The sequence below is a fragment of the Methyloceanibacter sp. genome, assembly GCF_058506495.1.
This window is the reverse complement of record NZ_JBZMXT010000028.1, coordinates 15,510-29,240: the sequence shown is the minus strand read 5'-3', so window position 1 is coordinate 29,240 and position 13,731 is coordinate 15,510. Positions and strand designations below refer to the sequence as shown.

Genomic DNA, 13,731 nt, shown 5'->3' with positions numbered 1-13,731 from the left:
CCCGGTGTCGAGAATCTCAACGTTGCGGTGATGGGATGCATTGTGAACGGACCGGGCGAGTCTAAGCATGCAGATATCGGTATCTCGCTGCCCGGAACAGGCGAGGCGCCCGCCGCGCCCGTTTTCATCGAGGGCAAGAAGGTCACCACCTTGCGCGGTCCAGGCGCCGCTGCCGAATTCAAGCAGATGGTTCTGGACTATATCGAACAGCGCTATGGCAGCCCTGGCCAAAGTAAAAGCGCCGAGCAGGACGCGCGTCCGACAGCAGCCGAGTAGCCCTTGGTTCATCGAGATAGGATCGCGTCCTCAGGAACGGCGCGCTGCCACGAAGCGCGCTGCTTCGATCAACATCGCTGCCTTGCCTCCGAAGGGAACGAGAGCAACCTCTGCCTCTTCGACGAGTTTCGAAAGGTGTTCTTTGGCTCCGTCGATACCGAGAAGCCCGACAAGCGTCGCCTTCCCGCGTTCGGCATCCTTTGATGCCGCTTTGCCCATCGCTGCCGCGTCACCCTCCGCATCCAAAAGATCGTCAGCAAGCTGAAAGGCTTGCCCGAAGGCACTGGCGAAGCGGATCAACGGCTCGCGGCGCTCCGCGTCGGCCCGGCCCAGCACCGCGCCCGCTTCGCAGGCGAAGCGGAAAAGCGCGCCCGTCTTCAACATCTGCATTGCCGTCGTTTCCTTCGGCGAGAAGGGTCGTTGTTCCGCGGCAAGATCGAGGGCCTGGCCCAGGGCCATGCCCTGCCACCCACTCGCCTTGGCGAGGAGATAAGCAAGTTCGGCCCTCACGGCAGCATCCTCGTGACAGTTCGGGCTGCTGACGATCTCGAAGGCGATCGTCTGCAGAGAGTCGCCGGCCAGCACGGCCGTGGCCTCGTCGAACGCGATATGAACCGTGGGCCTGCTGCGGCGCATCGCGTCGTCGTCCATGGCTGGTAGGTCATCATGCACTAGCGAGTAACAGTGGATGCACTCAAGGGCACAGGCGCTATCGAGGGCGGTGTCTTCGGGGACATCGAAGAGCCCTGCGGCTTGGATAAGGAGGAATGGACGCAATCGCTTGCCGCCACCAAGCGCCGCATAGCGCATGGCCTCGCCAAGCGGTGCGATCGCTCCGCCCTGCGGTTGATGTAAGACCGAATCGTCGCGGAGGAGCGAGGAAAGTCTGTCCTCGACCCGTTCGGCAACGCGTAATATCTCAGATCGGAAACTCATGACGGTCGAAGGGATAGCTGAGGCTTTCTGTCGCCGCAAATTGATCGCGGCATCGGCGAGCGTTAGAACGCCCTTTAATGGCGGACTCAACGGTTAAGAAACCAGCAGACACTGCCCGCAATGCTTCGCGTTCCACCAAGGGACGGCCTCGCAAGGGACCGTCTCAAAGGGCTCGTCGTGCGAAGCGCAGGTGGGCCCAACGGCATCCATGGCTATCGCGGATTGGCCTGGCGCTCCTGATCGTGATCGGAACTGTCCTCGCCAGCCTCGTACTCTTCCGATACGTCAACCCGCCCATTACCTCGGTCATGTTCATCGAGAGGCTCCGCGGTGAGGCGATCAAGCAAACCTGGGTGCCTTTGGAGCGAATCTCGCCTCATATGCGTCTCGCCGTGATTGCGAGCGAAGACGGCAATTTCTGTAATCATCAGGGGGTCGACTGGGCCGCCGTAAGGCAGGTCATTGAAGCGGCGACGAACTGGCGCGCTGTGCGGGGCGCCAGCACTATTCCGATGCAGGTTGCCAAGAACATCTATCTCTGGGAGTTCCGCTCCTATCTGCGGAAGGCGCTTGAGGTACCGCTGGCCTATGGCATTGATACGATTTGGCCGAAGAAGCGCGTCCTGGAAGTTTATCTCAATATCGCTCAGTTCGGTCCGGGGCTTTTCGGCGTTGAGGCCGCCAGCCAGAAATACTTTCGGAAACCAGCTTTGGCGCTCACCCAGCGCGAGGCGGTATTGCTCGCCACCACACTGCCGAAGCCCAAATTGCGGAATCCCGCTCGACCCAACCGAACCCACCGTGTAGTCGCCAATGCGGTTCAGAAGCGGTTGCCCTATATCTCCAGGCGAGCGGATTGCCTCACGACCCCAAAATAATCCGCAGAAATCGGCCCTGGTCAGCGCCGGAAATTGTGACTATAAGATCGGCCAACGATGCGCTGCGCGACTGGCGTTGGCGCTAAGAGGTTCAAAAAATGGCAGTTCCTAAGAGAAAAGTGTCCCGTATGAAGCGGGGCAACCGGCGGAGCCACGACGCTGTCACGGCCCCGGCTTATGTCGAGGACAAGGATTCGGGCGAGCTTCGCCGCCCGCACCACATCGACCTGAAATCGGGCCGCTATCGTGGCCGCCAGGTGATCACAATCAAGGAAGAAGCCTAGGGCTAGCAGCTCTTTGGCATTCTGTTTTGCAGGCTCCGGCGCCGCTGCGCCGGAGCATTTTTGCTTGCCTGGACCAACCGCTGTCTGCAGGCCGGTAGGGTCCTGATAACCAAACCCCAAGAAATCGAGAGAAATGGCGTTGTCGGCTCCCGAAACCTGCCCAAAGGGCCTTAGGTGGCCATGCGGGTTTTCGGCTTTTTAAGTCTTACCCACTAGCTTCTGCGCCCAAGCGAAAAGCGTCCAACCCGCAAAGCAGGGCGTTTTGGTTGTTCGCGTTGAGGGTGCGCAGGCATTCGCGGAATGGGTAGGCCAATGGAAGAATCCGAAACAACAGTCGAGATTGCCGAGCCCGCCGAGCTCTCTTCCCGAGCAGCCTTGGCCGACGAGATCATACGGGCGCTGAATGATCGGCGCATTGGGATTACGCTACAGCCTGTCGTGATGTCGGGGACGCAGGATCCAGAATTCTTCGAGTGCCAATTGCGATTGCGGCTGACTGATGGCTCGACCTTGGACGCGGACGGGTTCGTTCCGGCCGCCGAGGAACTTAGGCTCTCAAAACTGATTGATCATCGAGCGCTAGAGCTGGCTATCGAGCTGCTGCGCGCAGAGCCCACGCGCAAATTGGCGCTAAAGGTCTCGGCTCAGTCCACCAAAGATCGGCACTGGACCGACGCACTAGAGGCGCTGACGGGCAGGGATCGAGACTTGACGGCGCGGCTCACCGTTGAGGTAACAGAGTCCATCGCAGTCGCTGACATGGGGTCGACAGCAAGGTTCGTTACGGCACTCAAGATTGCGGGCTGCCGAGTGGCCCTTGACGAATTCGGCGCTGGCTATGCCTCCTTCCGCTCGCTGCGACGTCTTGACCTCGACATGGTCAAGATTGACGGATCGTTCATCGAGAACCTCAGCGGACACGACAAAGACGATGACTTTGTCCAAGCGCTGCTGGATCTAGCGCATCGTTTCGGCACAGAGACCGTCGGAGAATGGGCGGGAAACTAGCGCTCTGCCGATCTCCTGGAGAAAGTGGGCGTGTCTCATATGCAGGGTGATTTTTTTGGCCCCCCGGTGCTGCACGATAGCGAACCTGCGGCTTCGAGAAGGTCCGCCGGCTAGGCTTCCTCTGTTTCGTCAGACTCGCTTCGGAGATGATCGGCAAGAGCGAACAGCGCCGGATCATGGGTGCCCAGGGCCTCCAAGTGCTCGACGGTATTCAAGACGTAGTCGATATTGGCTCCCGCCTGGCCTCGGCATGCCCGCACGATACGCAGTTGCGCCTCAACGTCGAGAGCACCAGCATATTGTGCGTGGGTGCGATCGGCCAAGAAGGTAAGAGCCATCACCTTGCGGCCGGAGCCATTTGACAGCGAAATCTCCCGGTAGGTCTCCAGATACACCTCGGTGACCTGTTCCCTTTGGCGCAGATACGCGACCGTGTCGCTCTCCGCGCCGGGCTCTACGCGGAAGGCAACGCCATGGCATTCGCCGCCCTCATCGAGTCCGAGAACAAGGCCGGGGCTACTCGGTGTCCCGCGGTGCAGGATCGAATAGACGCAAAGCGCCCTGTGGGCTCCCGTGAGGTGCGCTGGGCTTTGCAAGTTGAAAGGGAAACCGGGACACCACATCAGCGACCCATAGGCGAACACCCATAAGGCGTTTCTATCGGCCTCAGTCGTCATGCCCGTGTGATCGCCCGAAATCGGCATCGGCGGTGTCTTGACCTGCTTCGACAATCCTATGGCGTACCGCCCGAGCACGGGTGAAGTGGTCTTGCAGAGCCTGTCCGTCGTCCCAGCGAACCAGTCGCTGCAGCGCTGCGAGATCTTCCGAAAAGCGGCCAAGGACTTCCAAGACCGCCTCTTTGTTATTCAGAAAGACGTCCCGCCACATCACCGGGTCGGAGGAGGCTATGCGCGTAAAGTCGCGGAAGCCGCCGGCCGAAAACTTGATGACTTCCGATTGCGTGACGGTCTCCAACTCCGCGGCCGTGCCAACGATGTTGTAGGCAATTAAATGAGGAACATGGCTGGTCATGGCGAGGACGATGTCGTGGTGCTCGGGCGTCATCTGCTCAACAGTGGAGCCAAGCTCCCGCCACAGGCACGAGACCGCCTCAACGCCTTCCGCTGTTGACTGCTCGCAAGGTGTGACGACGAACCAACGGCCCTCGAATAACTCGGCGAAGCCTGCCTCGGGACCGGAGTACTCCGTGCCTGCGACTGGGTGGCCCGGCACAAAGAGCGCTTGGTCGGGAAGCACCTCTCCAACTTGGCGAACGACGGCGGTCTTCACCGACCCGACGTCCGTCACGATCGCGCCCTCGGCCAGATGGGACGCAATCGATTGCGCCGCCTCTCGCATGGCGCCAACAGGCACAGCGAGAACCACAAGGCTTGCGTCCGTCACCGCCTCTTCGGCGGTCTCAGCGATGGCATCGCAGAAGCCAAGGTCGCGGGAGCGCGTGCGCACGTCGGGCGAACCATCGTAACCGATGACGGTTGCCGCGAGGCCCCGCTTCTTAATGCCGCGCGCCATGGATGAGCCGATAAGCCCCAATCCAATCATGGCCACCTTATCGAACAGCGGCTCGGTCATGAGGCGCTCATAAAACCGCGCAAGGCATCGAGTGCCGCTGCGTTTTCTTCCTCGGTACCGATGGTCATTCGCAGGGCGTTGGGAAAACCATAGGCCTCCACGCGCCGCAGGATGATGCGGCGCTGAAGGAGGAATTCATCAGCCTCCAGGGCGGTTCGGCCGCTCGTGTCTGGGAAATGCACGAGCAGAAAGTTCGCCGCGCTAGGCGTCGTCGCTAGTCCAAGACGTTCGAGCTCCTCGGCTGTTCGGCCGAGCCATGCCTCGTTATGGGCAATAGCCGCTTCAACGTGCCCGCGATCTTGGACCGCCGCGACGCCGGCCGCGATTGAGGGGCCCGTGACGTTGAAGGGCCCGCGGATACGGTTCAGCGTATCGGCGATAGCGTTGGGGCAGTAAGCCCAGCCGAGCCGCAACGATGCGAGACCATAAATCTTGGAGAATGTCCGCGTCATCACCACATTCTCATGCGCGCTAGCGAATGCGGCCCCCGCCTCGTAATCATCTGCAAGGACGTACTCAGCATAGGCTGCGTCCAGCACCAGCATCACGTCGCTCGGGAGTCCGGCGTGCAGGCGCTGTACTTCGGAGATGGGAAGGTAGGTCCCTGTCGGATTATTCGGGTTGGCGAGAAACACCATGCGTGTCGCCGGCGTCACCCGTGCGAGGATCGCGTCCACGTCTGCGGTGTGGTTCGTCTCCGGCGCAACAACCGGCGTCGCGCCCCGTGCCAGGATCGCGATCTTGTAGACAAGGAAGCCATGCTCGCTGTAGATCGCCTCGTCACCTGGGCCGAGATATGCGACTGCCAACAGATTCAGCAATTCATCGGAGCCCGTCCCGCAAACGATGCGCGCTGCGTCGAGGTTGTGCTGCGCCGCCAGGGCTTCGCGCAAGAGCCGCGCCGACCCGTCTGGATAGCGGGCGAGCTTGGGCGCTTCGCCGTGGAAGGCCTCAAGTGCCTTGGGGCTCGGTCCGAGCGGCGTCTCGTTGGACGAGAGCTTAACAATCGGCCCCGTGCCAGGTAGCGCGCTCTTGCCGGGGACGTAGGCGGCTATATCGAGAATCCCCGGCCGAGGAGCCGGGGCTCTACCTGCGCCTGCTGGACTTGCGGCTCTCAATTTGGCAGCCGTCGGTTGGGCAGCCATCAATCTGCTCCTTATTGGGGCCTCAAAGCCCTGCGAAGGGCTTCTCATACGGCGATTTCTTAAGCCAAGGCAAAGAAAAGATTGACTCTGATGAGGTCATTACTAATCGGGCATTGTATACTTAGCGGTCAAATTATCAGGATGCGTGCCTGGTCTTCGAGCCGCACGCGCCAGAACCGTTTGATTTAGGTCATTACGACGATGAACGAGACTCCGGGAACGGACAGCTTCGCTGAACTCAAACGGCGGCAGCAAGTTACCGATCCTTTCAGTGAAGTGGTGCACTTCCCAGCGAGCCAGGGCCTCCCGCTCGATGGCGGAGCCGTGCTCGCGCCGTTTTCTGTCGCCTACAACACTTACGGCACGTTGAATGCAGACAAGTCGAACGTCGTTCTCGTTTGCCATGCGCTGACCGGAGACCAGCATGTCGCAAATCCGCACCCCGTCACCGGCAAGCCCGGCTGGTGGGAGACAATGGTCGGCCCAGGGAAGCCTATCGATACGAATCGCTACTTCGTCCTCTGCCCCAATGTGATTGGCGGATGTATGGGATCCACGGGGCCTAGTTCGCTCAATCCTGCGACTGGCCGGCCGTACGGTACGGACTTCCCTGTTATTACGCTGCGAGACATGGTTCGAGCGCAGGCAAGGCTCCTGGATCACCTCGGCGTTGACCAGGTGCTCAGCGTCATTGGTGGCTCCATGGGCGGCATGCAGGTCCTCGAGTGGGCTGCGACTTACAAGGAACGCGTCTTTTCCGCGATCCCGATCGCGTGTGCCGCGCGACACTCCTCGCAGAACATTGCCTTCCACGAAGTGGGGCGCCAGGCCGTGATGGCCGACCCCGATTGGCACGGTGGGCACTATCTTGATGAGGGCAAGAGCCCGCGCAAAGGGCTGGCCGTTGCGCGCATGGCGGCGCACATCACCTATTTGTCCGACCGAGCTTTGCACACCAAATTCGGCCGCAACTTGCAGGACCGCGAAGAAGTCACCTTTGGCTTCGATGCGGACTTCCAGGTGGAGAGCTATCTCCGTCATCAGGGGATGAGTTTCGTCGATCGTTTCGACGCCAACTCTTATCTCTACATCACGCGCGCCATGGACTATTTCGATATCGCCGCGGATCATGGCGGCGTTCTTGCGAATGCGTATGCAGGGACCAAGACCCGGTTTTGCTTGATCTCGTTTACGTCCGACTGGCTGTTCCCGACGGAAGAAAGCCGAGAGGTTGTGCACGCCCTCAATGCAGTCGCAGCCAATGTTAGCTTTGTCGAGATCGACTCGAACAAGGGGCACGATGCTTTCTTGCTGCACGAGCCGGAATTGTTCGACACGGTGCGTGGCTTCCTCGGTGCGGCTGCGCGTCAACGCGGCTTGGACGACGCTGACCAGGGGGCATGACGATGGATGCGCCCGTTGACGCGCCTGGCGTGCGGCCGGCCGATACGTCCCGCGTCGATCTGCTGCTTATTGCGGAGATGGTTTCGCCCGGGTCGCGCGTTCTCGATATCGGGTGCGGCGACGGCACATTGCTCCGGATACTATCCGACAAACGGGGCGTAGACGGCCGAGGCATCGAGCTTAGTCAGGCCGGTGTGAACCGGTGCGTCGCCCAAGGACTCTCGGTCATACAAGGCGATGCGGACACGGATCTCAGCCACTATCCGAACGCTGCCTTCGACTACGCGATCTTATCCCGGACCATTCAGGCGACGCGCAACCCGCGGCACGTGCTTGAGCAGCTCTTGCGCATCGGCAAACGCGTCGTCGTTTCGTTCCCCAATTTTGGCCATTGGCGCGTGCGCATGCAGTTGATGCTCGGGGGACGCATGCCGCAGACCGATACGCTACCGGAAGCCTGGTACAACACCCCAAATATCCATCTGTGTACGATCAAAGACTTTCTGACGCTTTGTGAAGACATGGGCGCGAATGTAGAGCGGGTCGTGGCGCTCAATGCATACGGCACCAAGCTCGTATCGATGCCCTTATCGGCGCAGAATCTCTTCGGCGAGCAGGCCGTCTTCCTTCTGTCCCGCTAGACGCGGCGCCACCGCACCGGCGGGCACGGGAATCACGCGCCGCCGCATGCTGCGCGCGGGTTCGCGGGCTAATGTTCCGGCATAAACCTGCTTCGTGGCCTCCACGAGGATTACGCCTGAGAACGCCGGCCAGAGAATATCGCCAAGCCGCTCCCAGAAATCAGGCCATCGGGTAAGTATGCGCCAGTCGAATGGCGGCAAGTTCAACACGTAGTGCCAGCTCTCAGGCTGGAACATCGCATCCTTCAACAGCTGTGTGAGCTGACTGCGGCTGAACGGGCTGCCATAGCCGAACGGGGTGGAATCCATGCGGGCCCAAAGCCCTCTTCGATTTGGGACCGCCACCACGATGCGGCCGTTGGGAGCGAGAACGCGCCAAATCTCTCGAAGAAGTGCGTGGGGATGCTCCGACCATTCGAGCATATGCACGAGTAGAATGCGGTCGGCGCTTTCATCATCCAACGGCAGTTCGGTCTCATCCACCAAGGCTGTTTGCGAGGACGTTCGTTCTGGCCACGGCAAGACGCCGAGGCGCTCAGGCGCGAGCGCGCCAATGCAAAGAGCTTGCTTGCGGAACTCTGCGAGATACGGCGTAGCATAACCGAGGCCGAAAACGCGCATACCGTTCACGTCCGGCCAGAAAGCTCGAAAACGCGGGCGTAAGAGACGGCGGACCATTAGCCCGATCCGACGAGCGTAGAAGTTTCGAAGGTCAATCGCGTCCAGATGCATGGCGTTAGTCTACCCTTGGCGCGTCTACAGTTGGTTCGCGCGAGGGCCGGTTTCAATCGTCAGAGGAGCGGAGTAGGGTCCAGAGTAAGACAAAACCGCACCCTCCATACTGTAATTCAGAGAACCAAATGGCCGAACTTGAGATATTTCAGTTTCCCACACGCGCCGACAATTACGGAGTTCTAATTCATGATCCTGATACGGGCGCGACCGCTGCTATCGATGCACCAGAGGCTGGTCCGATTGCGGCGGCACTCGCCGAGAAAGGCTGGCGGCTGTCGGAAATCCTTGTCACCCATCATCATGCCGACCACACGGCCGGTATAGCGGCGCTGAAGAACAAATATGGCTGCACGGTTTTTGGGCCCGCCCGGGAAGCTGGCCTCATTCAGGGGCTCGACGAAGAAGTGGGGGAGGGCGACACCGTCTCCGTTGGGCGCGCCAAGGCCACGGTCATCGATACGGCGGGTCATACACGCGGTCACGTGAGCTACTATTTTCCGGAACAAGGCGTCGTCTTCGTGGGCGACACGCTGTTTTCCGTGGGCTGCGGCAAACTCCTCGAAGGCGACGCGACGACGATGTGGCGTTCCCTGTCGAAGTTGGCGGCGTTGCCGCCCGAGACCAACGTGTTTTGCGGCCACGAGTACACGGGCGCCAATTGCCGGTTCGCGCTGACCGTCGAGCCGGAGAATGAGGCCTTGCAGGCCCGGGCTAGAGAAGTTGCGGCCAACGATGCGAAGGGCCACCCGTCATTGCCCACCACGATCGGGCAGGAGCTAGCCACGAACCCGTTCCTGCGTGCAGCTAGCCCCGCAATCCAGGCCCGACTTGGTGTGGAAGGACAGTCGCCTGAAGCCGTCTTTGCAGAGGTCCGACGGCGGAAGGACCGCTTCTAGTGACCGATACTTCAAGCGGGCCGATGCCGAGCGCCGAGGAGGTCATCACCCATCTCGGTCTGGAGCGTCACCCGGAGGGCGGGTGGTACAGGGAAACGTTCCGAGACGAGCGCGGCGTTGATGGCCGCTCTCATTCAACGGCAATCCTGTTTCTACTGACGGAGGGTGAGGTGTCTCATTGGCATCGTGTCGACGCGGCTGAGACTTGGCATTGGTACCGGGGGGCGCCACTGCTGCTGAAGGTTGCCGACGAGAACAGCTCGATCAAGACATTCACACTTGGCGCGGATTTATTCTCCGGGGAACATCCTCAGGCTTTCGTTCCGGCCAACGCGTGGCAAAGCGCGCAAACACTGGGCGCGTGGACGCTGGTCGGTTGCACTGTCGCACCGGGATTCTTGTTCGACAGATTCGAACTCGCCCCCCAAGGCTGGGAGCCCGAAGGCTCATCGAGCACTTGAGAGGCGCAAGTTTCGTCGCGGTATCGCTTGTCGCACAACGAGCTCAGTCAGCCAGCTGACCGCCATTGACGCTGATCGTCGAGCCGGTGATCCAGCCCGCTTCGTCGGCAGCCAAAAAGACAACACAGCGGGCCACTTCCTCAGCTTCGCCGAGACGGCCCACTGGGATCTGGCCCACGATGGCTTCCATGACTTTCTCTGACACGCCCTTCAGGAGCTCCGTCGCTACATAACCTGGCGCAATGGCGTTGGCGGTGATGCCCTTGCGTGCGCCTTCCAAGGCAACAGCGCGGGTGAAGCCGATCATGCCGGCCTTGGCAGCGCAGTAGTTGGAGAGCCCGAGCATGCCCTGCTGGCCGTTAATCGAGGAGATCGAGATGATGCGACCGAATTTGCGGTCGCGCATGCCGTTAATGACCTGGCGCGTCACGTTGAAGACGGAGTCCAGATTAGTGCGCATAACTTCCGACCACTGCTCAGCGGTCATTTTGTTCAGCATGGCATCACGAGAGATACCGGCATTGTTGACCAGCACCTCAACCGGACCGACTTCGGCTTCCACGGCGGCAACGCCCTTCTCGCAGGCCGCGTAGTCACCAACGTCCCACTTGAAAACCGAAATTCCCGTTTCAGCTTTAAAGGCGTTCGCGGCGTCGTCGTTGCCGGCGTAACTGGCGGCGACGTTATAGCCGGCGTCCTTGAGTGCCTTACTGCACGCGGCGCCTATGCCGCGTGTACCACCAGTGACAAGTGCCACCCTTCCCATAGCATCCTCCCTTAGTGCGCTTCCACGCTTGTCTCTTTAACCGCCAATCCGAATGTGGGGCAGCCTAGGCCACCCCACACGAATTTTTCTCTCGCTTCAAGTGCGTCGACTTAGTCGCGCTCAAGGCACATAGCGACGCCCATGCCACCGCCGATGCATAGCGTGGCCAGGCCTTTCTTTGCGTCAGCCTTCTGCATCTCATGAAGCAGCGTGACGAGAACCCTGGCGCCTGACGCGCCGATCGGATGGCCGATGGCGATAGCGCCGCCGTTCACGTTCACCTTTTCGGTGTCCCAGCCCATGTCTTTGTTCACGGCGAGTGCTTGCGCTGCGAAGGCCTCGTTGGCTTCCACCAAGTCGAGATCGGCGACCTTCCAGCCGGCCTTTTCCAGAGCTTTGCGGGAGGCGGGAATGGGTCCCGTGCCCATGATCGTCGGATCTACGCCGGCGACGGCCCAGGAGGCCACCCGGGCCAGCGGCGTGAGACCGCGCTTCTTGGCCTCGTCCGCGGTCATTAGAACGACGGCGGCCGCACCGTCATTGATGCCCGACGCGTTGCCCGCGGTCACGGTACCTTCCTTGTCGAAGGCGGGGCGCAATTTGCCGACGCCCTCGACGGTGGCCCCTTCGCGGATGTACTCGTCCTCGTCCACGACCACCTCGCCCTTGCGGGTCTTGATGGTTACGGGTGCAATTTCGTCCTTGAACTTGCCGCCCTTCTTAGCTGCTTCCGCCTTGTTCTGAGAGGCGACCGCGAAGGTGTCCTGTTCGTCGCGGGTCAGCTGCCACTGCTTGGCGACGTTCTCCGCAGTATTACCCATGTGGTACCCGTTGAAGGCTTCCCAGAGGCCGTCCTTGATCATGGAGTCGATGAACTTGACGTCGCCCATCTTATGCCCGTTCCGCAGGTTCGCGACGTGCGGAGACATGCTCATGTTCTCCTGACCGCCCGCAACCACGATGTCGGCATCGCCGAGCGCGATCTGCTGTGCACCCAGTGCCACCGAGCGGAGGCCCGAACCGCAGACTTGGTTGACACCCCAGGCCGTGGCCTCTTTTGGAACGCCAGCCGCCATGGCCGCCTGGCGGGCCGGGTTCTGACCTTGGCCGGCCGTGAGCACCTGCCCCATAATCACTTCGTCGACGTCATTCGCATCCACGTCGGCGCGCTCAAGGGCGGCTCGAATGGCTGTCTCGCCCAGTGTATGGGCCGGAACGCCGGCAAGGGACCCGCCAAAGGATCCAACGGGTGTCCGCGCCGCGCTGACAATCACAATATCTGCGTTTTTCATTCTGTCCTCCCGACTGCAACTCGTCCTCGGTCATACCGCAGTGCACCTCGGCTGGAAAGACAAACAAGCCCATCCAATCAAGGCTTCTTGCAAAGTGTCTGGTGTGCGATGCGCTTAACGTGGTAATTATTTTCGCACGTGCGACATAGCGTCAGCTGCCGATAGGCGCTTAGAGCCGCTTGCGCGGGGATTCCCTGCGTTTCTTGGGGTATGGGAGAAACCACACGTGGCAAAGGATGCGAACCAGGATAGCCGTCCGGTCATCATTAAAAAATACGCCAACCGGAGGCTCTACAACACCGACACAAGCACTTATGTGACGTTGGAAGATCTCGCCGAGATGGTGCGCGCGGAGCGCGATTTCGTCGTTTACGACGCAAAAACCGGCGAAGACTTAACCCATGCCGTGCTGACCCAGATTATCGTTGAGCAGGAAAGCCGTGGCACCAATCTCTTGCCGATCGGCTTTTTGCGGCAGCTGATCCGCTTCTACGGCGATGGCATGCAGATGCTCGTTCCTTCCTATCTCGAATTCAGCCTCGACTCCCTGACCAAACAGCAGGAACAGTACCGGCGTCGTTTTGCCGATACGTTCGGAACGGCGGCGTTCGATGCGGTGCAGGAGCAGGTGCGCAAGAATTTCGAGACATTTGAAAAGACGCTCGGCATGTTCACGCCGTTTGGTGCAGATTCAGGTGCTTCTCAGGTGAGCGAAGACTCGCCCAGGAGCATCGAGAAGCCGGCAGCTGAAGCCAGCGATGACGATATCGATACGCTCAAGGCTGAGCTTCAAGCAATGCAGGAACGGCTTGAGAAGTTGTCGCGCACTTAACTTGGACACGCGCTACCAGTAACGACAGTACTGACGGTTGCCCCGTTCTTAGCGGCGTAGATCGCTGCGGATCACGCAGCCTCAGAGGCTTCCGGCTGGCGTGTGTGCGCGGCCGTCAGATCTGACTCGACAAATTTTCGCGCCTCGGCCGTGTCCGCGAGAAGGTGAATATGCACTTCATTTGCGCCGATCTTCGCCCCTTCATGGCGCAAGCGAGCCAAATTTAGCGACATTGCATCGTCGCGAGTATTTCCAAAACAGAGCGCTTCGCGTGACCCGTCCTCGTGGCGGCGGACCAAGATGAAGTTTGCTTGGGGCAAAGCAGGGCAACCCACTAGGGAATAGACGCTGTGAAGATACCGCCGTCCCGACGCGCCGCGCCAATAATGAAAGGCCTGATCGAAGGCCGCCTCGGCGCATACGAGCGCCGGCTCCTCCGACGGACCGATGGTCTGATTGTCGGAGGGTGCAATCTCTGAAGCGTCTGAAGGACTCAACCACATAAAGAATTGGACCCGTTAACCTTGAAGCTACTCATTGAAATGGGTTCAGCGACGGCAAATTCAAGCTCTCTGTCGCCCGAT

The 13,731-nt window shown here is 60.4% G+C and carries 16 protein-coding genes and 1 pseudogene; 9 read left to right on the top strand and 8 right to left on the bottom strand.

Going from position 1 to position 13,731, the window contains the following annotated elements:
• Nucleotides 1-276, top strand: a pseudogene (gene ispG / locus AC33YF_RS07085) (flavodoxin-dependent (E)-4-hydroxy-3-methylbut-2-enyl-diphosphate synthase); the annotation flags it as partial.
• 30 nt (nt 277-306) lie between these two features.
• On the opposite strand, the gene AC33YF_RS07080 reads toward ispG, so the two are convergent.
• Entirely contained in the window at nt 307-1,212 is a 906-nt protein-coding gene (locus AC33YF_RS07080; protein WP_491776502.1) for a polyprenyl synthetase family protein, read from the bottom strand.
• A 242-nt stretch (nt 1,213-1,454) separates the two neighbouring features.
• Here AC33YF_RS07080 and mtgA point away from each other — a divergent pair, with 242 nt between their 5' ends.
• From mtgA to AC33YF_RS07065, 3 genes are all read left to right on the top strand, one after another.
• Complete coding sequence (gene mtgA, locus AC33YF_RS07075) at nt 1,455-2,090, top strand: monofunctional biosynthetic peptidoglycan transglycosylase (protein ID WP_491776501.1); 636 nt, start codon at nt 1,455-1,457, stop codon at nt 2,088-2,090.
• A gap of 98 nt (nt 2,091-2,188) precedes the next feature.
• On the top strand, nt 2,189-2,374 hold the full coding sequence (gene rpmF / locus AC33YF_RS07070) for a 50S ribosomal protein L32 (protein WP_491776500.1): 186 nt from the start codon (nt 2,189-2,191) through the stop codon (nt 2,372-2,374).
• Nucleotides 2,375-2,686: 312 nt separating this feature from the next.
• Nucleotides 2,687-3,382, top strand: coding sequence for an EAL domain-containing protein (locus AC33YF_RS07065; RefSeq protein ID WP_491776499.1), 696 nt, complete (start codon nt 2,687-2,689; stop codon nt 3,380-3,382).
• Between the two features lie 110 nt (nt 3,383-3,492).
• On the opposite strand, the gene AC33YF_RS07060 is transcribed toward AC33YF_RS07065, so the two are convergent.
• The 3 genes from AC33YF_RS07060 to hisC are packed head-to-tail and all read right to left on the bottom strand — an operon-like array spanning nt 3,493 to nt 6,120.
• Nucleotides 3,493-4,059 carry a gamma-glutamylcyclotransferase gene (locus AC33YF_RS07060; RefSeq protein WP_491776498.1) on the bottom strand — a complete coding sequence of 189 codons (567 nt, stop codon included), beginning with the start codon at nt 4,057-4,059 and terminating at the stop codon, nt 3,493-3,495.
• Nucleotides 4,049-4,975 carry a prephenate/arogenate dehydrogenase family protein gene (locus tag AC33YF_RS07055; protein ID WP_491776497.1) on the bottom strand — a complete coding sequence of 309 codons (927 nt, stop codon included), beginning with the start codon at nt 4,973-4,975 and terminating at the stop codon, nt 4,049-4,051. The genes AC33YF_RS07060 and AC33YF_RS07055 overlap by 11 nt, the downstream gene beginning before the upstream one ends.
• Nucleotides 4,972-6,120 (bottom strand): histidinol-phosphate transaminase, encoded by a 1,149-nt coding sequence (gene hisC / locus AC33YF_RS07050; RefSeq protein WP_491776496.1) that lies wholly within the window; start codon nt 6,118-6,120, stop codon nt 4,972-4,974. Before hisC ends, AC33YF_RS07055 begins: the two co-directional genes overlap by 4 nt.
• Nucleotides 6,121-6,321: 201 nt before the next feature.
• Here hisC and metX point away from each other — a divergent pair, with 201 nt between their 5' ends.
• Complete coding sequence (gene metX, locus AC33YF_RS07045) at nt 6,322-7,524, top strand: homoserine O-acetyltransferase MetX (RefSeq protein WP_491776495.1); 1,203 nt, start codon at nt 6,322-6,324, stop codon at nt 7,522-7,524.
• Between the two features lie 2 nt (nt 7,525-7,526).
• Nucleotides 7,527-8,165: a methionine biosynthesis protein MetW gene (gene metW / locus AC33YF_RS07040; RefSeq protein ID WP_491776494.1), complete on the top strand. Its 639-nt coding sequence runs from the start codon at nt 7,527-7,529 to the stop codon at nt 8,163-8,165.
• Here metW and AC33YF_RS07035 read toward each other — a convergent pair.
• A complete protein-coding gene (locus AC33YF_RS07035) occupies nt 8,112-8,843 on the bottom strand; it encodes a class I SAM-dependent methyltransferase (RefSeq protein WP_491776493.1) in 732 nt (243 codons plus the stop codon). The two genes, metW and AC33YF_RS07035, sit on opposite strands and share 54 nt — an antisense overlap.
• A 182-nt stretch (nt 8,844-9,025) precedes the next feature.
• On the opposite strand from AC33YF_RS07035, the gene gloB reads away from it, so the two are divergent.
• Entirely contained in the window at nt 9,026-9,796 is a 771-nt protein-coding gene (gene gloB / locus AC33YF_RS07030) for a hydroxyacylglutathione hydrolase (protein WP_491776492.1), read from the top strand.
• 23 nt (nt 9,797-9,819) lie between these two features.
• Nucleotides 9,820-10,257 carry a cupin domain-containing protein gene (locus AC33YF_RS07025; protein WP_491776503.1) on the top strand — a complete coding sequence of 146 codons (438 nt, stop codon included), beginning with the start codon at nt 9,820-9,822 and terminating at the stop codon, nt 10,255-10,257.
• Nucleotides 10,258-10,300: 43 nt separating this feature from the next.
• Here AC33YF_RS07025 and phbB read toward each other — a convergent pair whose 3' ends face one another.
• Together phbB and AC33YF_RS07015 are read right to left on the bottom strand one after the other, a co-directional pair.
• Entirely contained in the window at nt 10,301-11,023 is a 723-nt protein-coding gene (gene phbB / locus AC33YF_RS07020; RefSeq protein ID WP_491776491.1) for an acetoacetyl-CoA reductase, read from the bottom strand.
• A gap of 110 nt (nt 11,024-11,133) precedes the next feature.
• Nucleotides 11,134-12,315: an acetyl-CoA C-acetyltransferase gene (locus AC33YF_RS07015; protein ID WP_491776490.1), complete on the bottom strand. Its 1,182-nt coding sequence runs from the start codon at nt 12,313-12,315 to the stop codon at nt 11,134-11,136.
• Nucleotides 12,316-12,541: 226 nt separating this feature from the next.
• Between AC33YF_RS07015 and phaR the strand changes: the two genes are divergently transcribed.
• Nucleotides 12,542-13,147 (top strand): polyhydroxyalkanoate synthesis repressor PhaR, encoded by a 606-nt coding sequence (phaR, locus tag AC33YF_RS07010; protein WP_491776489.1) that lies wholly within the window; start codon nt 12,542-12,544, stop codon nt 13,145-13,147.
• Between the two features lie 71 nt (nt 13,148-13,218).
• Here the strand turns inward: phaR and AC33YF_RS07005 are convergent, their stop codons facing one another.
• Nucleotides 13,219-13,650 carry a hypothetical protein gene (locus tag AC33YF_RS07005; protein WP_491776488.1) on the bottom strand — a complete coding sequence of 144 codons (432 nt, stop codon included), beginning with the start codon at nt 13,648-13,650 and terminating at the stop codon, nt 13,219-13,221.
• Nucleotides 13,651-13,731 lie beyond the last annotated feature (81 nt).